This is a genomic window from uncultured Pseudomonas sp., assembly GCF_943846705.1.
GTDB lineage: Bacteria > Pseudomonadota > Gammaproteobacteria > Pseudomonadales > Pseudomonadaceae > Aquipseudomonas.
Window position 1 is genome coordinate 1,839,323 of the sequence record NZ_OX044366.1, and the last position, 18,730, is coordinate 1,858,052.

The window sequence follows — 18,730 nt, forward strand, 5'->3', positions numbered from 1 at the left end:
GAATGTCGCCCCTTGCCGCAACGGCAGGCGCGTTTGCGCCTTTCTGTTTCTGCAAGACAAACAAGTGAAATTCACTCCTTGCCTGACCGCATTTCGCGGCAGGCTACAACCCGTAAGGAGCATTTATGCGTCATTACGAAATCATCTTTCTGGTTCACCCGGACCAGAGCGAGCAAGTCGGCGGCATGGTTGAGCGTTACACCAAGCTGATCGAAGAAGACGGCGGCAAGATTCATCGCCTGGAAGATTGGGGTCGTCGTCAGCTGGCTTACGCCATCAACAACGTCCACAAAGCTCACTACGTGATGCTTAACGTTGAGTGCACTGGTAAGGCCCTGGCTGAGCTGGAAGACAACTTCCGTTACAACGATGCCGTGATCCGTAACCTGGTCATCCGTCGCGACGAGGCCGTTATCGACCAGTCCGAGATGCTCAAGGCCGAAGAAAACCGCAGTGAGCGCCGTGAGCGTCGTGACCGTCCTGAAAACGCTGATTCCAACGATAGCGATGACAGCGACAACAACGACAGCGACAACGCTGACGAGTAATCCACGGATCTATTGAGGAGCCACTCTCATGGCACGTTTCTTCCGTCGTCGTAAATTCTGCCGTTTCACCGCAGAAGAAGTGAAAGAGATCGATTTCAAAGATCTCAACACGCTGAAAGCTTATATCTCGGAAACCGGCAAGATCGTTCCTAGCCGTATCACCGGTACTAAGGCTCGTTATCAGCGTCAGCTGGCTACCGCTATCAAGCGCGCCCGCTTCCTGGCCCTGCTGCCTTACACCGACAGCCACGGCCGCTGAGACCGGATGTTCGACAAGAAGTAAGGGATAGATCGCATGCGCGCCTTAGCTGAATTCATTATGCGCGGCCGTATGCAGGCCACTCTCGTAGTGGTGGTTTCTGCGGCATTGCCGCTGTTGTTCTGGTTAAGTGCTGCCGCTGGAAGCCTGGTGCTTCTGCGGCGCGGTTGGAGTGATGCCGTTGGCATCCTCGCCTGGGCCCTGCTGCCGGCCATTGGCTGGTGGTATTTTGGTGAGCCGCGCACCCTGTTGGTGTTGCTCGGTGCGCTGGGGTTGGCGTTGTTGTTGCGCGCTAATCTGTCCTGGAATCGTGTGCTGCTTTGCAGCGTGGCATTGGGCCTGGTGTATGGGGTGGTCTTGGGCGCGGTGTTCCGCGAACCCATCGAGGCAATGGCGCTTGAGCTGCAAAAGCTCATGCCGCAAATGCTCGATGGGGTTCACCAGCAGTTGTCGGTGGATGAGCGAGCGCGTCTGGATAGCCTGATTGCACCGGTGCTGACCGGTTTGATCGCGGCGTTGTTGCAGATAGTCAGTCTGTTGAGCCTGATGCTTGGGCGCTTCTGGCAGGCGCAGTTGTATAACCCGGGTGGTTTTGGTCGCGAGTTTCGCGCGCTACGCCTCCCACCACCGCTGGCGATGTTGCTGCTGGTTGGCATGCTGTTAGGGCCCAATCTGGGCCCACAAATGGCCATGTTGACGCCGTTGTGCAGTGTGCCGCTAGCGTTTGCCGGTATCGCCCTGTTGCATGGGGTGGTGGCGCAAGGTCGGTTGGGCAAGTTCTGGCTGGTTGGGGTGTACATCACGCTGTTGCTGTTTATGCAGCTGACTTATCCGTTACTGGTGGTTTTGGCCATTGTCGACAGTCTGTTTGATTTTCGTGGTCGCTTTGAGCGCAAACAAGGCTCGGGCCCTGCGAACGGTGAAGGTTAAAAGTTAAGAGGTTATTACCAAATGGAACTGATCCTGCTGGAAAAAGTCGCCAACCTGGGCAACCTGGGCGATAAAGTGAACGTTAAGGCCGGTTACGGTCGTAACTTCCTGCTGCCATTCGGCAAAGCAACTGCTGCAACCCCAGCCAACGTGGCTGCGTTTGAAGCACGTCGCGCCGAGTTGGAAAAACTGGCTGCCGAGAAGAAAGCTTACGCTGAATCCCGTGCTGCTCAGTTGGCTGAACTGGAAGTCACCATCACCGCTACCGCGGGCGATGAAGGCAAACTGTTCGGTTCGATCGGTACTCACGACATCGCTGAAGCCCTGACCGCCTCCGGCGTTGAAGTGGCTAAAGCTGAAGTGCGTCTGCCGAACGGCACCATTCGTCAGCTTGGCGAATACGACGTAGCCGTGCACTTGCACAGCGACGTTGAAGCAACCGTTAAGGTTGTTGTTGTAGCCGCCTAACGGGCAGCTCAACGGGCTTGCACTTAGGTGCAGGCTCGCTAACATCGGGCACGGCATTGCGAAAGCGATGCCGTGCCCTTTGTTTTTCAAACACAGAATTCTTTTCCCGAGCCTTATGAACGACATCAGCCTGCCCGAACAGTACGACCTGCAAACCTCTGCCTTGAAGGTGCCGCCGCACTCGATCGAGGCTGAGCAAGCCGTGCTGGGCGGCTTGATGCTCGACAACAACTCTTGGGAGCGGGTGCTGGATGCGGTGTCCGATGGTGACTTCTATCGGCATGACCACCGCCTGATCTTCCGTGCGGTGTTCAAGCTGGCCGAGCGCAACCACCCCTTCGACGTGGTGACCGTGTCCGAGCAGCTGGATCAGGAAGGGCAGCTGTCGCAAGTTGGTGGGCTGGCCTACCTCGGTGAGTTGGCGAAAAACATCCCCTCGGTGGCCAACATCAAGGCCTATGCGCAGATCATTCGTGAGCGCGCCACCTTGCGCCAGTTGATCGGCATCAGCGGCGAAATCGCCGACAGCGCCTATATGCCGCAAGGCCGCACCGGGGTGGAAATTCTCGATGAAGCCGAGCGCCTGATTTTTCAGATCGCCGAGGCGCGGCCGAAGACCGGTGGCCCGGTCGGGATCAACGATATTCTGGTCAAGGCCATCGACCGAATCGATACCCTATTCAATAGCGGGGATGCGATCACCGGTCTGTCCACCGGCTTTAATGAGCTGGACGACCTGACCAGTGGCTTGCAGCCAGCCGACCTGATCATCGTCGCCGGTCGTCCGTCCATGGGTAAAACCACCTTCGCCATGAACCTGGTGGAAAACGCCCTGATGCGCAGCGACAAGGTGGTGATGGTGTATTCCCTAGAGATGCCATCCGATTCCATCGTCATGCGTATGCTAGCGTCCCTGGGGCGCATCGATCAGACCAAGGTGCGCGCCGGCCGCCTGGATGATGATGATTGGCCGCGCCTGACTTCGGCGGTCAATCTACTCAATGACCGCAAGCTGTTCATCGACGACACCGCCGGTATTTCGCCCTCGGAGATGCGTGCGCGAACACGCCGTTTGGCCCGTGAGCACGGCGAGATCGGCCTGATCATGGTCGACTACCTGCAGCTGATGCAGATCCCCGGCTCCAGCGGCGACAGCCGCGTTAATGAGATTTCTGAAATCTCCCGCTCGTTGAAGGCCCTGGCCAAGGAGTTCAACTGTCCGGTCATCGCCCTGTCGCAGCTCAACCGTGGTCTTGAGCAGCGCCCGAACAAGCGCCCGATCAACTCAGACTTGCGTGAATCCGGAGCGATCGAGCAGGACGCCGACATCATCATGTTCGTTTACCGTGACGAGGTGTATCACCCCGAAACCGAGTACAAGGGCGTGGCTGAGATCATCATCGGTAAGCAGCGTAATGGCCCGCTGGGCACTGCGCGGCTGGCGTTTCTCGGCAAATACTCGCGCTTCGAAAACCTTGCACCGGGCAGTTACCAGTTTGACGAAGATTGACGCTATGGCGTGCAACGCAGCGTCTTAGCGAGCCAGATCAATAAAAAACGGGCGGCCAGTGGTTAAACTGGTCGCCCGTTTTTTTCAGGACATTGCCGTCATGCGCCCGCTTGTTGCCACCATCGATTTGTCTGCGATTACTCACAATTATGCCGTGGCCAAGCGCTGTGCACCGGGGCGTCAGGCGTTTGCAGTGGTCAAGGCGAATGCCTACGGGCACGGTGTGCGCGAGGTGGTGACGGCCCTGCATGATGTGGCTGACGGTTTTGCCGTGGCCTGCCTGGAGGAAGCCGCCGAGGTGCGTGCCTTACACGGCGAGGCGCGTATTCTGTTGCTGGAAGGCTGCTTTACGGCGGATGAATATCAGTTTGCCGCGCAACTGGATCTGGATGTGGTGCTGCATAGCGCCTTGCAGGCACAGCAGCTGCTCGCAGCGACCTTGAGCCAGCCGCTGAATGTCTGGTTGAAACTCGACAGCGGCATGCATCGCCTGGGCTTCAGCGCCGCCGAGCTGCGTGAGTGGTACGGGCATTTACAGGGCGCGGCGCAGATAGGTGAGCTGAGCTTGCTGAGCCATTTTGCCTGCGCGGATGAGCGCGGCAGTGACGTCACCGAGCTGCAGCTTGAACAGTTTCTCGAACTGCTGGATCTGGATTTTGCCCAGCGCTCGCTGGCCAACTCGGCGGCGATTCTGACCATTCCGGCGGCGCATATGGATTGGCTGCGCCCCGGCATCATGCTCTACGGCGCGACGCCATTTGCCGACCTCGACGTGGCTGAGTTGGGCCTGCGTCCGGCCATGAGCCTGACTGCGCAGCTGATTGCCTGCCGCGATGTGGCTGTTGGTGAGGCCGTCGGTTATGGCAGCAGCTGGTGCGCCGAGCGTCCGTCGCGTATCGGTACGGTGAGTTGCGGTTATGCCGATGGCTATCCGCGCCATGCCCCGGCGGGTACCCCGGTGCTGGTGCAAGGTCAGCGCGTGGCGCTGGTCGGGCGGGTGTCCATGGATATGCTGACGGTCGACCTGACCGACCTGCCCGATGCCGCCGTGGGCGATGTGGTGGAGTTGTGGGGCGCGCAGTTGCCGGTGGATGAAGTCGCGCGTGCCGCCGGCACCATTGGCTACGAGCTGCTCAGCAAGGTCACGGCGCGGGTGCCAAGGCGTTACGCCGCCACTCGGTCACACTAAGCCGCTGGGTACACTGAGTACATCCAGGTGCAGGCGGGTGCTGTTGCTTAGCGCGCCGTCTTCACCGCACACCGCCGAGCCTGAACGGCCGCGGGCTTTGACGCGGTAGAGCATTTCATCGGCCGCCTTGTACAGCGCGGTAAAGGTGCTGGCATGTTGCGGGTACAGCGCTACGCCGATACTGATGGTCACGGTCAGCCGCTCTGCGCGATAGATCACCGGCTTGGCCAGTTCGCCAAGCAGGCGGTTGGCGACGTCTCGGGCGTGCACTTCGGCATCCGCGCCGCACACCAGCACGGCAAATTCATCGCCACCCAGGCGGGCCACCGTATCGCCTGCGCGAACATGCTCGCGCAGGCGCAGGGCGATCTGCTGCAGCATCAGGTCGCCGGCATCGTGACCATGTTTGTCGTTGATTGGCTTGAAGTGGTCGAGGTCGATCAGCAGCAGAGCCGCCGTTTCGTGATGGCGCTGTGCGTGGGCCAGCGCCGCCTCGCAGCGTTCGATCAAATAGCGCCGGTTGGGCAGCTCAGTTAAGGGGTCGTGGAAGGCGGCCTGCATCAGCTGGCTTTCACGCTCACAGAGTTGCTGGTTGGTCGCAGCCAGTTCAGCAGTGCGCAATTTGACCGCGCTGTGCAGCTCATCGGCACTGTTCTGTATCTGCGTCAGGCGTGCAGTTTTTTCACGGTCAGCCTGTATCAGGGCCTCGGCTTTTTCTTGCTTGAGGGTTTGAATGCGGTACGCCAAGGCAAAGGAGAACAAAATCGACTCGGCCGCCACCGAGAGGGGGAATACATATGCATTCCAGTTAGCGGGTTGCACGACACCCGTGGCCCGCAGCAGTGCCAGGCTGATACTGCCGAGGATCAGGCCGTAACCACAGAGGTAGAGAAAGGCAGGGAAATAACCCTGTCGCCAGCGAATAAGTGCGCAGCCAAGAGCGGCTGGGATGCTGGTGAGCGACAGTAGGGCAATGATCCAGGCCGCCGAATGCCGCTGGCCAATGCTCTCGAGAGTCAGCGCGATGACGTAGCAGATACAGGCCAGGTTCAATAGGTGATGAGCCCAGCGCACGTGAGTGCGGGTTTGCATGAGGCGCTGGGTAAAGCGGCAGGCGCAGAAACCCCACAGCGACGGTAGGGTAATGCGATCCAGCCAGAATGGTACTGGCTTGTCCGGCCACAGGTACTGGAAGCCATGACCGCTCATGCTGAGAATCATCAGCAGCGCGGTGGCGGTCGTCATCACGTACCAAAAATAGGCTGAGTCGCGCAGGCTGAGGTAAATGAACAGGTTGTACAAAAGCAGGGCGGCGATAATCCCGTAGACCATGCCGAGCGCGAGGTTTTCCTCGGCGGCCTGCTGAGTAAGATCGTCTAATTGCCATACGTGCATAGGAAATGAGTTGCCTGCAGGGTCGAAGGCGCGCACATAGAACGTCAATGGAGTCTGGCCCAGCGGCGGCAGCTTGAACAGCATGTGTCGGGACTCGCGGTCACGACCGTCACGGTGGGCGACAAGCTCGCCCGACTGGCGAGCGCTCCAGCGGCCACCGGCGTCAGGCATATAAATACGCATGTCGTGTTGTGTCACCGAGCTGATTTGCAGCCACCAATGGGGCGGCGCGTCAGCCCGGCGTTGCAGCGTAACTTTGATCCACCAGGGATTGCGGCTCTGGCCGACGCTGGCGCGGCCTGCCGCAGGTTGGAAGCGGCTTTGGATGGTCGGGTCTGCCATGTCGGTGATGGTCAGTTGTGCGCCGACGTCTTCCAGTAGCTCGATCTGCTCGTTGAGTGAGCTGCCACTGCTTGATGCGGTCAGCACAGTGGCGGCCTGTGGCATACCGCTCGTAAAGGCGAGGCTCAGCAATAATAGGGTCGAAAAGACTAAGCGTTGCGCCATGTGCACTCCCTGTCCCGGCTATTCGCTGGTGATCTTGCTGGCCGAGTATAGCTGCAAGTTGCTACGCAGAAGCTGAGGTGGCGACGGTCGTACGTTAGCGGTTAATCCTAGTGTTTGAGTCGGGTTTGGTTAATTTTTGTGCTATATTCTGCGGCCGCGATTTACCTTCCCTTTCGCCAGCACCGGTCACTTTCCATGTCTATGCAAGCCGCCAAGCCGTTATTCGATTATCCAAAGTACTGGGCCGAGTGTTTCGGCCCTGCGCCTTTCCTGCCAATGAGCCGGGAAGAGATGGATCAGCTTGGCTGGGACAGCTGCGACATCATCATTGTCACCGGTGACGCCTATGTCGATCATCCTTCTTTCGGCATGGCCATTATTGGTCGTTTGCTGGAGTCGCAAGGCTTTCGCGTGGGCATCATCGCCCAGCCAAACTGGCAGTCGAAAGACGACTTTATGAAGCTTGGCGAGCCGAACCTGTTCTTCGGCGTCGCAGCCGGCAACATGGACTCGATGATCAACCGCTACACCGCCGACAAGAAGATCCGTTCGGACGATGCCTACACCCCTGGCGGCATGGCCGGTAAGCGGCCGGATCGCGCCAGCCTGGTGTACAGCCAGCGCTGCAAAGAAGCCTATAAACACGTACCGATTGTGCTCGGTGGCATCGAAGCCTCCTTGCGCCGTATTGCCCACTACGACTACTGGCAGGATCGCGTGCGTAACTCGATCCTGATCGACGCCAGCGCCGACATCCTGCTGTATGGCAACGCCGAGCGCGCCATCGTTGAGGTGGCCCAGCGTCTGTCCTACGGGCAGAAAGTCGAAGACATCACAGATGTGCGCGGCACCGCGTTTATCCGCCGCGATACACCGCAGGGCTGGTACGAAGTGGATTCCACGCGGATCGACCGGCCGGGCAAGGTCGACAAGATCATCAACCCCTACGTCAACACTCAGGACACCCAGGCCTGCGCCATCGAGCAGGAAAAAGGTCCGGTTGAAGACCCCAACGAAGCCAAGGTTGTGCAGTTACTGGACAGCCCGCGGATGACCCGCGACAAGACGGTGATCCGTCTGCCGTCGATGGAAAAAGTGCGTAACGACCCGGTTCTGTACGCTCACGCCAACCGCGTGCTGCACCTGGAAACCAACCCAGGCAACGCCCGCGCGCTGGTGCAGAAGCATGGCGAGGTGGATGTGTGGTTTAACCCGCCACCCATCCCGATGACCACCGAAGAAATGGACTACGTGTTCGGCATGCCCTACGCGCGTGTTCCGCACCCGGCGTACGGCAAGGAAAAAATCCCGGCCTACGACATGATCCGTTTCTCGGTCAACATCATGCGCGGCTGCTTCGGCGGCTGCACCTTCTGCTCGATCACCGAGCACGAAGGGCGGATCATCCAGAACCGCTCGGAAGAGTCGATCATCCGCGAAATCGAAGAGATCCGCGACAAGGTGCCGGGCTTTACCGGGGTGATTTCTGACCTCGGCGGACCGACCGCGAACATGTACCGCATCGCCTGCAAAACCCCGGAAATCGAATCCGCGTGCCGTAAGCCGTCGTGCGTGTTCCCCGGTATCTGCCCGAACCTGAACACCGATCACTCGTCGTTGATTCAGCTGTATCGCAGCGCCCGCGCCTTGCCAGGCGTGAAGAAAATTCTGATTGCCTCCGGCCTGCGTTATGACTTGGCCGTGGAGTCGCCGGAGTATGTGAAAGAGCTGGTCACCCACCACGTTGGTGGTTACCTGAAGATCGCTCCGGAGCACACCGAGGAAGGCCCGCTGAATCAGATGATGAAGCCGGGCATTGGCAGCTATGACAAGTTCAAGCGCATGTTCGAGAAGTACTCGAAAGAGGCGGGCAAAGAGCAGTACCTGATCCCGTACTTTATCGCTGCGCACCCGGGCACCACTGACGAAGACATGATGAACCTGGCCCTGTGGCTCAAGGGCAACGGCTTCCGTGCCGACCAGGTGCAGGCCTTCTACCCGTCGCCAATGGCCACCGCTACAGCGATGTACCACTCGGGCAAAAACCCGCTGCGCAAGGTCAGCTACAAGAGCGACGGCGTGGCCATCGTCAAGAGCGAAGAGCAGCGCCGCCTGCACAAAGCCTTCCTGCGTTATCACGACCCGAAGGGCTGGCCAATGCTGCGTGAAGCACTGACCCGTATGGGCCGTGCCGACCTGATCGGCCCGGGCAAGAACCAACTGATCCCGCTGCATCAGCCCGCTACCGACGGTTACCAGAGTGCGCGGCGCAAGAACTCGACGCCGGCGGGCAGCAAGAAAGTCGCCGGGGCCGCCAAGAGCAAGCCGATGCTGACTCAGCACACCGGTTTGCCACCGCGTGATACCGGTGCTGCTGGCGGTAATCCATGGGACAAGCGCGAGCAGGCCAAAGCGGCGGCGCAGGCGCGTAACCAGCAGGCGGCCAAGGAGCGCTCCGATGCGGCCAAAGGTAAAGGCAAGAAGCCAGTGAAGAAGCCGGCCGTGCCGCGCTGATTAGAATGTGATCAATCGTAGGATGGGTTAGTCGCGCAGCGGCGTAACCCATCGATCATTTTTCGGCGTGTTGATGGGTGTCGCTTTGCTCCACCCATCCTACGAACTGATGTAGCGACCATAAAAAACGCCAGCCTAGAGCTGGCGTTTTTTATGGCTGTAAGGTGGGTGACGCTTTATCCATCCACCACCGCGCCGCTGATGGTGGATGAGAAAGGCGCCATCCACCCTACGGCCTCAGCCGTAGCGTTTCTGCGCTTCGATGGCCAGGCCGCTGCCGATGCTGCCGAAGGTATTGCCTTCGACGTGGCGTGCGTTGGGCAGCATTGCTGCAACGCTCTGGCGCAATGCCGGAATGCCGCTGGAGCCGCCGGTGAAGAACACCGTATCGACCTGGGCAACCCCTACGCCGGCATCGCCGAGCAGCTGGGTGACGCTGGCGCGCACGCGCTCGAGCAGCGGCTCGATGGCCTCTTCAAAAAGCTCGCGAGTCAGCTCGGCGACCAGCCCGTCTTCCAGGCGGCTGAGGTCGATGGGGCGTGCATCCTGTTCGGTGAGGGCGATCTTGCTGTCTTCCACTTGCATGGCCAGCCAATGGCCGTCTCGTCGCTCAATTAGCTGAAACAGGCGGTCGATTCCCGTGGGGTCGACGATGTCATAGCGCATGCTTTGCAACTGGCGTTGCGACTGCGCCGAGTAGACCGCGTTGATGGTGTGCCAGGTGGCCAGGTTTAGGTGGGTGCTGGTGGGCATCGGTGCGGCGCTTTTCATCCGGCTGCCGTAGCCAAACAGCGGCATTACGCCGGCCAGCGAGAGTTGCTTGTCGAAGTCGGTACCGCCGATATGCACGCCGCCGGTGGCGAGAATGTCGTCATGGCGGTCGGCGACGCTGCGTCGCTCCGGTGCCAGGCGCACGAGGGAGAAGTCCGAAGTACCGCCGCCGATATCGACGATCAATACCAGCTCTTCCTGGTTGATCCCCGACTCGTAGTCGAAGGCCGCCGCAATTGGCTCGTACTGGAATGACACGTCTTTGAAGCCGAGCTTGTGCGCTACGGCTACCAGGGTGTTTTGGGCTTCCAGGTCAGCCACCGGATCGTCGTCGACGAAGAACACCGGGCGGCCCAGCACCACTTCTTCAAACGGCCGGCCGGCCGTATTCTCCGCGCGCTTTTTCAATTCGCCGATAAAGAAACCGAGCAAATCTTTAAAGGGCAGAGCGCTACCGAGCACGGTGGTTTCGCTCTTCAGCAACTTACTGCCCAGCAGGCTTTTCAGCGAGCGCATCAAGCGGCCTTCATAGCCTTCCAGGTATTCCTGCAACGCCAGGCGGCCGTAAACCGGGCGGCGCTCTTCCATGTTGAAGAAGACTACCGAGGGCAGGGTGATCTTGCCGTCTTCCAGCGGAATCAGGGTTTCGCTATCGGGGCGCAGCCAGCCGACAGTGGAGTTGGATGTACCGAAATCGATGCCGCAGGCGCGGGCGGGAGAGGAGAGAGTCATGCGGCGCGCTGTTCCTGAAAAGTGACCGAGCAAGTGAGACCCCGCAGAGGCCGCCATGGCGGCTGGCCGTAAAAACGGCCGCGCATTCTATGCGAGTCGCCCAGTAAATGCTCTGTGGATTGCCTAACTGGCGACGAATGCGTCCACGCCGAGGGTCAGCACGATTAACGCGGCGTAGCGCAGGCTCTTCGCCAGGCTGACGATCAACAGGAAGACCCACAGGCGTTCACGCATGATGCCGGCGACCAGCGTCAGCGGGTCACCGACAATCGGCAGCCAGCTGAGCAGCAGCGTCCAGCGCCCGTAGCGGGCATACCAGTGTTGCGCCCGCTGCAACTGCGCGTCATTGAGCGGAAACCAGCGGCGCCCGCGGAAATGTTCCAGGTAGCACCCCAGTAGCCAGTTGATTAGCGCGCCGAGGATATTGCCGGTGCTGGCCACTGCGAGCAGTGCCCAGGGCGAATAAGCGCCGCTGAGCAGCAGGGCCACCAAGACGCTTTCCGATTGCAGCGGCAGCAGCGTGGCCGCCCCCAGCGCCGAGAGAAACAGGCCGAGGTAGGCGGAGAGCGTCAGCATCCGTGGCGTGCCGGTCAGGTGCGCTTATTAGGACTGCTTCTCCTGCTCGGCATTGGCCATCACGTCTTCCAGTTTGAGGCCGGTGAGGCCGTGGATGGTGCGCCACAGGTAGTAGAAGACGGCCATCAGCATGATCATCGAGGGAATCGCGATCATCGGGTAGCTGAGCAGGTTCATCCGGCCCAGTTCGGCGTTAAAGGCTTCACTGCCAGCCGGGCTGATGACAATCCACTTGGCCAGCGCGTAGTTCATTGCCGAGGAAAAGAAGAAGGTGCCGCTCAGCCAGTAGGTCGCCCTGAGCAGGCGCGCCTCGAACTGCTCGGTATTGCCGGCTTGCTCCAGGCGCTCATGAATTTTGTCGACGTTGAGCACGTTCTTGTTGAACAGCATGGTGCGAATCAGCGGGTAGCGCGTGCGGGTTGAGGCCAGCACCGCGATGCCGATCACTCCTGGGATCGCCGCTTCCTTGATCGCCAGCCACTGGTTGTCCAGCTTGAGTAGGCCGATACCGCCGGTAAGCAGCACGCTGACCAAGCCGAGCAGGGCGATAAAGTTGAATTTGCGGTACTTGAGCAGCTCGAAACTGCCCCAGCCCAGCGGGAAGGCGAGCGCCAGTATCAGTGCGCCGTCGGCGCCGAGTCTGGCCTCGCCGCTGAGCTTCATCAGAATCAGGGACGGGATCACGATGCTGACCAGTAAATCGATCAGTGGGCGTGGTTTGTGCGTGGCGTGAGTGCTGTGCGTGGTATCGGTCATGTCATTCAAGGTGCAGGAAAGAACCGCGATCATCGCCTGCTTGGGCGGCGTCTACCAGCCCAGCGGTCGCCTGCGGCGTGAAAAAATGCCTAGAAGGCCCTTTAAGCGTTACGCAAGGTCGGCTGTCAGGCTGGGCTGGCACGTGCTCACGGTTTTCTGGCGGCTGATTGGTCGTACGGCATTCGGCGAATCTAATTACATGATGCTAAAGTGATATCAGTAACTCTGCAGGGACGCTTGTGGCGCTATTTGGTTCCGCGTGCGATGACGACGTTCCGGGAGTGATGCTGATGTACGGCCTATGCGTTTCGAGAAATGTACTACTAATTGTTCTGCTAAGCAGTTGGGCAACTCTGGCGTCGGCAAAGGATTGCATTGGCGTCGTGGCGGCCGGCGCGGCGCCTTTTTGGTTGCAGGTAGAGGGCGGTGCGCGACAGGCTGCCAAAGAGCAGGGGCTGGACCTGTATTTTCGCGGGCCACGCCGCGAAGGGCAGGTCGCAACGCAGCTGCAGATGATTGATTGGATGCTGGAACGCGGCTGTAAAGCGTTGGTTATCGCCCCTGGCGGTGATGAAATTGCTGTGCGAGTCCGGCAGTTGGCGGCCAATGGCGTCATCAGCATTTATTTCGACCGTAATTTGCCCGGCAGCGCGGTGCGCGGCGTTGTGGCCACCGATAACTTGTTTGCCGGAGTACAGGCCGGGCAAGCGTTGGCTGCGGCGCTTGGCGGGCGCGGCCAGGTCGCGCTGTTGCGTCTGCAGGCCGATGTACCCTCAACCAGCGAGCGCGAGCGTGGCTTTCGCCGGGGCGCTGAGGCGGGTGGGCTGAGTATTGTGGTTGATAGCTATATTGGTGAAGACAGCCAGGCGGCCGTGGATGCACTGCAGGGCCAGCTACCGCAGCTCAAGGGGGTGTTTACCCCGAACAGCAACAGTACCCGCGCAGCCTTGGCAGCGCTGCGTCGTCTCGGCCAGGCGGGGCAGTTAGTGCATGTCGGGTTCGATGCGGATGACTTGTTGATTGATGCGTTGCGCAAGGGCGAGATCCACAGCCTGATGGTTCAGCAGCCTCATGCCATTGGTTATCAGGCTGTGCAGTTAGCCGCGCAGGGCTTGCGCGGTGAGCTGCCGTTGCAGCCGGTGAGCGTGGTGCTGCAGGTCAAGCGCGTAAATCGCACCAATCTGGCGCAATGGCAGCGCGCGCAGGCGTTAGAATTAGACCGGTCAACCAGACCTTAATCTCGCTTGTACTGATTCGCTGCAAGGCTGTATCTATTGCAGCCTGGTCGCCGCCTCGGGCCATGGTCTTTATGTATTTCAGGTAGCTCCATGAGATTGAAGTTGTGTTTTGGTGTGTTGTTACTTGGCTACTGCACATCAGCACTGGCGGTCGAGTTGCGCCTGTATACCGAGGAATATCGCCCGCTTAGCTATATCGAGAATGGCAAACTCACCGGTATGGCGGTGGAAGTGGCCGAGATGTTGATCCAGCGTACCGGGCAGGATACGCGCATAAAATTGGAGCCCTGGACCCGTGGCTATTACCGGGTACAGCACGAAGCCAACAGCGGCTTGTTCGCCATGGTACGCACCCCTGAGCGTGAGGCTTTGTTCCAGTGGGTTGGGCCGATTGCCCAGGGGCGCACCAGTGTCTATGCGCGGCGTGGTGCCGGGCTGACAATACATCGGTTAAAGGATGTCGAGCGTTTCAGTACCTTGGTGGTGCCCAAACAGTGGTATTCCTACGAGTACCTTCGCGGCCAGGGCCTGAAAAACCTCTACGGTGTGCCGACGCCGCAGCATATGGTGAAGATGTTCAAGCATGGCCGTATTGAGTTACTGGTGGCGAGTAACCTGGTTTTGGACGACATGCTCGCGCAGCAGGGCATGCGCCGTGATGAGGTCGAGTTGCAGTACACCTTTATGGACAACAATTCCTATATCGGCTTTTCCAAACGCACTGATCCGGCGCTGGTGCAGCGCTGGCAGCAAGCGCTTGAGCAGCTGAACCGTGATGGCAGCTTGCAGCGTGTTCACCAGCGCTGGTTCAGCGAGCCCTATAGCTTGGAGGCTTTAGCGCCGTAGCGATGCGCGGTGCCGGTCGAGCTGGCTGATTTTGTAGTTTTACTACATAATTGCCCGCCTAAAGCCGATTCTGACTGGTGGTGCATTTCCATGCAAAGAGCCTCGCATCATGACCTTCGCGCGCAGTTTCGTGCGCTTCTCTCTTCAAATAGCTGCTATCACACCGCCTCGGTGTTCGACCCGATGGCGGCGCGTATCGCTGCGGATCTCGGTTTTGAAGTGGGGATTTTGGGCGGCTCTGTAGCTTCACTACAAGTTTTGGCCGCGCCGGATTTTGCCCTGATTACCCTCAGCGAGTTTGTCGAGCAGGCCACCCGCATTGGCCGGGTTAGCCGTCTGCCGGTAATCGCCGATGCTGACCATGGCTATGGCAACGCGCTTAATGTGATGCGTACGGTGGTCGAGTTGGAGCGTGCGGGGATTGCCGCGCTGACCATCGAAGACACGCTGCTGCCGGCGCAGTTTGGGCGCAAGTCCAGCGACCTGATCAGCATTGACGAGGGTGTCGGTAAAATCCGTGCTGCGCTTGAGGCGCGGGTCGATCCGGATCTGGCCATTATTGCCCGCACCCATGCCGGCGTGCTGGCCGTCGACGAGGTGATTCGCCGCACCCAGGCTTATCAGGCTGCCGGCGCCGATGCGATTTGCATCGTCGGGGTTGAGGACTTTGCCCATCTGGAGCAGATTGCCGCGGCCTTGAGCATCCCGCTGATGCTGGTCACCTACGGCAACCCCAAGCTGCGTGATAACGAGCGTCTGGCCAAGCTCGGCGTGCGTATCGTGGTTAACGGCCATGCGGCCTACTTTGCTGCCATCAAAGCCACCTACGACTGCCTGCGCGAGCAGCGCGGGGCGCAGTCCAGCGACCTCAGTGCGACTGAACTGACGCACACCTACACCCAGCCGGAGGACTACATCGTCTGGGCTGAAGAGTTTATGAATGTGAAAGAGTAGGTTGCCGATCAACTGCGCTTGTAAATCGGCTCTTTGGCGTCCATATCTCCTGCATCAGTACAACGCGTGTGGAGGCGGTCATGGCCGGTGGCTGGAGTAATGACGGTGCGGTACAGGAGCAGATCGACAGCAGCATTGAGGATGCTATCCAGCGTGTCCGTAGCCAGCTGCCCAGCGGTGACAGCCTGACGCACTGCGAAGAATGCGCGGCGGCGATTCCCCAGGCGCGGCGCGCGGCAATCCCCGGCGTGCGCCTGTGTGTGGCCTGTCAGAGCGAGCATGACCAAGCGCAAGGCAAATTCAGCGGCTACAACCGTCGAGGCAGCAAAGACAGTCAGTTGCGCTAGGGTGCCTCTGCTGTGACGCGGGTAGCCGCGGGAGAGCGCCGTCGATTGGCCGCGCCCGACCTATCTGGGCTTGCCTGATTGCGCTGATACGTACGAAGCTAACGGTTTTCCCGTAGCCTGCTCGGCCTATGGAGCCCTGATGTTTTCCCAGATTCTCTCGACACTGCTGCCGGTATTCCTGATCGCCGGTTGCGGTGCGCTCTATGGCCGTGTGCGTTCGCCTGACATCGGTGTGCTTAACCGCCTGAACATGGAGCTGTTTGTGCCCATGCTGGTGTTTGCGGTTCTCGCCGAACGCAAAGCGCCGCTGCAGGATTACGCCGACTTGGCGCTGGCCGCGACGGTGATCGTTCTCGGTTCTGGGCTGCTGCTGTGGCCGTTGGCGCGCCTGCTTAAGCTTGATGTGCGCACCTTCCTGCCGCCGATGATGTTCAACAACACCGGCAATATGGGCCTGCCCTTGATGGTCCTGGCGTTCGGCGAGAAAGCGCTGCCGGCGGCCGTGGTGTTGTTCATCGTGGAAATGCTCCTGCACTTTTCGGTCGGGCTCTACGTGCTCAATCCACGTACACGATTGCTGAGCCTGCTGCGTGTGCCGGTGGTGGTGGCCAGCATCGCCGGGGTGGCGGTGAATATGCTGGGCGTCGGTTTGCCGAGTTGGCTGCTTGAGGCATGCCGGATGCTCGGTGGAGTGTGCGTGCCGCTGATGCTGTTCGCCCTTGGCGTGCGCCTGCTGGAAGTGGACTTTTCAGCCTGGAAGCTGGGGTTGCTCGGGGCTGTTGCCTGTCCTGCCAGTGGTTTGCTACTGGCCTGGCCAATGGTTCTGCTGTTGGATCTGCAAGGCGTGCAACTGGCGGCCGTATGGGTGTTTGCGGCCTTACCTCCGGCCGTCCTCAACTACATGCTGGCTGAGCAATTCCAGCAAGAACCGCACAAGGTCGCGGCCCTGGTACTGATTGGCAACTTGGGTAGCGTGGCGGTCATGCCCGTGGTGCTGGGGCTGCTGTTTGCCGCAGGACATGGTTGAGCTGCATGGGCCGCGCCAGAATCGTCTGGCGCGAAAGAAGGCCGGTCAGAACAGGAAATAACGCTGGGCCATCGGCAGCACCTCAGCGGGTTCACACCAGAGCAACTGGCCGTCAGCCTTGACCTGATAGTTCTGCGCATCCACCTCAATGTTCGGCAGATAATCGTTGTGGATCAGGTCAGTCTTCTGCACCTCACGACAGCCCTTGACTACGCCAATCTTCTTCTTTAATCCAAGCTGCTCGGGCACCCCGGCATCGAACGCCGCCTGGCTGATAAAGGTGAAACTGGTGGCGTGGCGGCTGCCGCCGTAACTGGCGAACATCGGCCGGTAGTGCACGGGCTGCGGGGTGGGGATCGAGGCGTTGGCGTCGCCCATCAGGCTGGCAGCAATCGCCCCGCCCTTGAGTATCAACGTCGGCTTCACGCCGAAGAACGCCGGACGCCAGAGCACTAAGTCCGCCCACTTACCCACTTCAATCGAGCCGACCTCATGGCTGATGCCGTGGGTAATCGCTGGGTTGATGGTGTATTTGGCGATATAGCGCTTAACCCGGAAGTTGCTGTTGCCTGCACCGTCGCCGGGCAGCGGACCGCGCTGCTTGTGCATCTTGTCGGCGGTTTGCCAGGTGCGCGTGATTACCTCACCAACGCGGCCCATGGCCTGGCTGTCGGAGCTGATCATGCTGAACGCGCCGAGGTCATGCAGGATGTCTTCGGCGGCGATGGTTTCACGGCGAATCCGCGATTCGGCGAACGCCACGTCCTCGGCGATGCTCGGGTCGAGGTGGTGACAAACCATCAGCATGTCGAGGTGTTCGTCGATGGTGTTGCGGGTGAACGGCCGGGTTGGGTTGGTCGAGCTGGGCAGCACATTGGGGAAACCACAGGCTTTAATGATGTCCGGCGCATGACCGCCGCCGGCACCCTCGGTGTGATAGGTGTGGATGGTGCGGCCCTTGAACGCGCCTAGGGTGGTTTCGACGAAGCCGGACTCGTTGAGCGTGTCGGTGTGAATCGCCACTTGAACGTCGTACTGATCCGCCACGCTCAGGCAGTTGTCGATCGCCGCCGGGGTGGTGCCCCAGTCTTCGTGCAGTTTGAGGCCGATGGCGCCGGCTTTGACTTGCTCGATCAAAGGCTCCGGCAGCGAGGCGTTGCCTTTGCCGGTAAAGCCCAGGTTCATCGGGAAGGCGTCCGCAGCCTGGAGCATGCGCGCCATATGCCAAGGGCCAGGGGTGCAGGTGGTGGCGTTGGTGCCGGTGGCCGGCCCGGTGCCGCCGCCGATCATGGTGGTGACGCCGCTCATCAAGGCCTCTTCAATCTGCTGTGGGCAGATAAAGTGAATATGGCTGTCGATGCCGCCGGCGGTGAGAATCATGCCCTCACCGGCGATCACTTCGGTGCTGGCGCCGATAGCGATGGTCACATCGGGCTGGATATCCGGGTTGCCGGCCTTGCCGATGGAGGCGATACGGCCGTCTTTCAGGCCGACGTCGGCTTTGACGATGCCCCAGTGGTCGATGATCAGCGCGTTGGTGATCAGCGTATCGACCACATCGGCGGCGCACAGTTGGCCTTGGCCCATGCCGTCGCGGATGACTTTGCCGCCGCCGAATTTCACTTCCTCGCCATAAGTGGTGAAGTCTTTTTCCACCTCGATCCACAGCTCGGTATCGGCCAGGCGCACCTTGTCGCCGACGGTGGGGCCGAACATATCGGCGTAGGCTTGGCGGGAAATCTTCATAGGCTGTCTTTTCCGTAGGATGGGTCAGGCGCGTAGCGACGTAACCCATCAGGGGTATGGGGCGATGGGTATCGCTGCGCTCCACCCATCCTACAAATGCATGGCGAGATCAGAGCTCGCCCATCACCCGCCCGGCAAAGCCGAACACCCGGCGTGCGCCGGCCAGGTCGACCAGCTCGACTTCGCGGCTCTGCCCCGGCTCGAAGCGCACCGCAGTGCCGGCCGGAATATTCAGGCGCATACCGCGCGTGGACTCGCGGTCAAAGGCCAGTGCATCGTTGGTTTCGAAAAAGTGAAAGTGCGAGCCGACCTGAATGGGGCGGTCGCCGCTGTTGGCCACCGTCAGGCTGAGGGTGCGTCGGCCGGCATTGAGTTCAATGTCGCCGTCCTGGATCTGGTATTCGCCGGGGATCATTG

19 protein-coding genes are annotated in these 18,730 nt (G+C 60.1%); 13 read left to right on the forward strand and 6 right to left on the reverse strand.

From position 1 onward, the window contains the following. Window positions 1-125 precede the first annotated feature (125 nt). The 6 genes from rpsF (at window position 126) to alr (ending at window position 4,904) form a co-directional block, all read left to right on the forward strand. Complete coding sequence (rpsF, locus tag Q0V31_RS08595) at window positions 126-548, forward strand: 30S ribosomal protein S6 (protein WP_298186881.1); 423 nt, start codon at window positions 126-128, stop codon at window positions 546-548. A 28-nt stretch (window positions 549-576) separates the two neighbouring features. Next, entirely contained in the window at window positions 577-807 is a 231-nt protein-coding gene (gene rpsR, locus Q0V31_RS08600) for a 30S ribosomal protein S18 (protein WP_069519637.1), read from the forward strand. A gap of 36 nt (window positions 808-843) precedes the next feature. Further along, window positions 844-1,737, forward strand: coding sequence for a hypothetical protein (locus Q0V31_RS08605; RefSeq protein WP_298186886.1), 894 nt, complete (start codon window positions 844-846; stop codon window positions 1,735-1,737). A gap of 21 nt (window positions 1,738-1,758) precedes the next feature. Then, the gene (gene rplI, locus Q0V31_RS08610; protein ID WP_298186889.1) at window positions 1,759-2,205 is read left to right on the forward strand and encodes a 50S ribosomal protein L9; all 447 of its coding nucleotides are present in this window, start codon (window positions 1,759-1,761) and stop codon (window positions 2,203-2,205) included. A 115-nt stretch (window positions 2,206-2,320) separates the two neighbouring features. Then, the gene (gene dnaB / locus Q0V31_RS08615; protein WP_298186891.1) at window positions 2,321-3,715 is read left to right on the forward strand and encodes a replicative DNA helicase; all 1,395 of its coding nucleotides are present in this window, start codon (window positions 2,321-2,323) and stop codon (window positions 3,713-3,715) included. 100 nt (window positions 3,716-3,815) lie between these two features. Beyond that, window positions 3,816-4,904 (forward strand): alanine racemase, encoded by a 1,089-nt coding sequence (gene alr / locus Q0V31_RS08620; RefSeq protein WP_298186893.1) that lies wholly within the window; start codon window positions 3,816-3,818, stop codon window positions 4,902-4,904. Here alr and Q0V31_RS08625 read toward each other — a convergent pair. Beyond that, window positions 4,896-6,806 carry a diguanylate cyclase gene (locus Q0V31_RS08625; RefSeq protein WP_298186895.1) on the reverse strand — a complete coding sequence of 637 codons (1,911 nt, stop codon included), beginning with the start codon at window positions 6,804-6,806 and terminating at the stop codon, window positions 4,896-4,898. The two genes, alr and Q0V31_RS08625, sit on opposite strands and share 9 nt — an antisense overlap. 201 nt (window positions 6,807-7,007) lie before the next feature. Between Q0V31_RS08625 and Q0V31_RS08630 the strand changes: the two genes are divergently transcribed. Beyond that, window positions 7,008-9,320 (forward strand): YgiQ family radical SAM protein, encoded by a 2,313-nt coding sequence (locus Q0V31_RS08630; RefSeq protein ID WP_298190984.1) that lies wholly within the window; start codon window positions 7,008-7,010, stop codon window positions 9,318-9,320. Window positions 9,321-9,557: 237 nt separating this feature from the next. On the opposite strand, the gene Q0V31_RS08635 is transcribed toward Q0V31_RS08630, so the two are convergent. The 3 genes from Q0V31_RS08635 to Q0V31_RS08645 all read right to left on the reverse strand — a co-directional run bounded on the left by Q0V31_RS08635 (window position 9,558) and on the right by Q0V31_RS08645 (window position 12,155). Continuing rightward, complete coding sequence (locus Q0V31_RS08635) at window positions 9,558-10,823, reverse strand: Hsp70 family protein (RefSeq protein WP_298186897.1); 1,266 nt, start codon at window positions 10,821-10,823, stop codon at window positions 9,558-9,560. Between the two features lie 123 nt (window positions 10,824-10,946). Then, on the reverse strand, window positions 10,947-11,399 hold the full coding sequence (locus Q0V31_RS08640) for a YqaA family protein (protein ID WP_298186900.1): 453 nt from the start codon (window positions 11,397-11,399) through the stop codon (window positions 10,947-10,949). Between the two features lie 27 nt (window positions 11,400-11,426). After that, the gene (locus Q0V31_RS08645) at window positions 11,427-12,155 is read right to left on the reverse strand and encodes a VC0807 family protein (protein WP_298186903.1); all 729 of its coding nucleotides are present in this window, start codon (window positions 12,153-12,155) and stop codon (window positions 11,427-11,429) included. Between Q0V31_RS08645 and Q0V31_RS08650 the strand changes: the two genes are divergently transcribed. The 6 genes from Q0V31_RS08650 to Q0V31_RS08675 all read left to right on the forward strand — a co-directional run bounded on the left by Q0V31_RS08650 (window position 12,154) and on the right by Q0V31_RS08675 (window position 16,567). After that, window positions 12,154-12,369 carry a hypothetical protein gene (locus Q0V31_RS08650; protein WP_298186906.1) on the forward strand — a complete coding sequence of 72 codons (216 nt, stop codon included), beginning with the start codon at window positions 12,154-12,156 and terminating at the stop codon, window positions 12,367-12,369. The genes Q0V31_RS08645 and Q0V31_RS08650 overlap by 2 nt on opposite strands. A 76-nt stretch (window positions 12,370-12,445) precedes the next feature. After that, window positions 12,446-13,393, forward strand: coding sequence for a substrate-binding domain-containing protein (locus Q0V31_RS08655; protein ID WP_298186908.1), 948 nt, complete (start codon window positions 12,446-12,448; stop codon window positions 13,391-13,393). 90 nt (window positions 13,394-13,483) lie between these two features. Then, window positions 13,484-14,239, forward strand: a complete 756-nt coding sequence (locus Q0V31_RS08660) for a transporter substrate-binding domain-containing protein (RefSeq protein ID WP_298186911.1) — start codon at window positions 13,484-13,486, stop codon at window positions 14,237-14,239. Window positions 14,240-14,329: 90 nt separating this feature from the next. Next, window positions 14,330-15,193 carry an oxaloacetate decarboxylase gene (locus Q0V31_RS08665; RefSeq protein WP_298186913.1) on the forward strand — a complete coding sequence of 288 codons (864 nt, stop codon included), beginning with the start codon at window positions 14,330-14,332 and terminating at the stop codon, window positions 15,191-15,193. A gap of 80 nt (window positions 15,194-15,273) precedes the next feature. Next, a complete protein-coding gene (locus Q0V31_RS08670) occupies window positions 15,274-15,540 on the forward strand; it encodes a DksA/TraR family C4-type zinc finger protein (RefSeq protein WP_298186915.1) in 267 nt (88 codons plus the stop codon). Window positions 15,541-15,679: 139 nt separating this feature from the next. Next, the gene (locus tag Q0V31_RS08675; protein ID WP_298186918.1) at window positions 15,680-16,567 is read left to right on the forward strand and encodes an AEC family transporter; all 888 of its coding nucleotides are present in this window, start codon (window positions 15,680-15,682) and stop codon (window positions 16,565-16,567) included. A gap of 45 nt (window positions 16,568-16,612) precedes the next feature. Here the strand turns inward: Q0V31_RS08675 and ureC are convergent, their stop codons facing one another. Both ureC and Q0V31_RS08685 read right to left on the reverse strand, forming a co-directional pair. Next, a complete protein-coding gene (gene ureC, locus Q0V31_RS08680; RefSeq protein ID WP_298186921.1) occupies window positions 16,613-18,313 on the reverse strand; it encodes an urease subunit alpha in 1,701 nt (566 codons plus the stop codon). 109 nt (window positions 18,314-18,422) lie between these two features. Then, window positions 18,423-18,728: an urease subunit beta gene (locus tag Q0V31_RS08685; RefSeq protein WP_298186924.1), complete on the reverse strand. Its 306-nt coding sequence runs from the start codon at window positions 18,726-18,728 to the stop codon at window positions 18,423-18,425. Window positions 18,729-18,730: the final 2 nt, after the last annotated feature.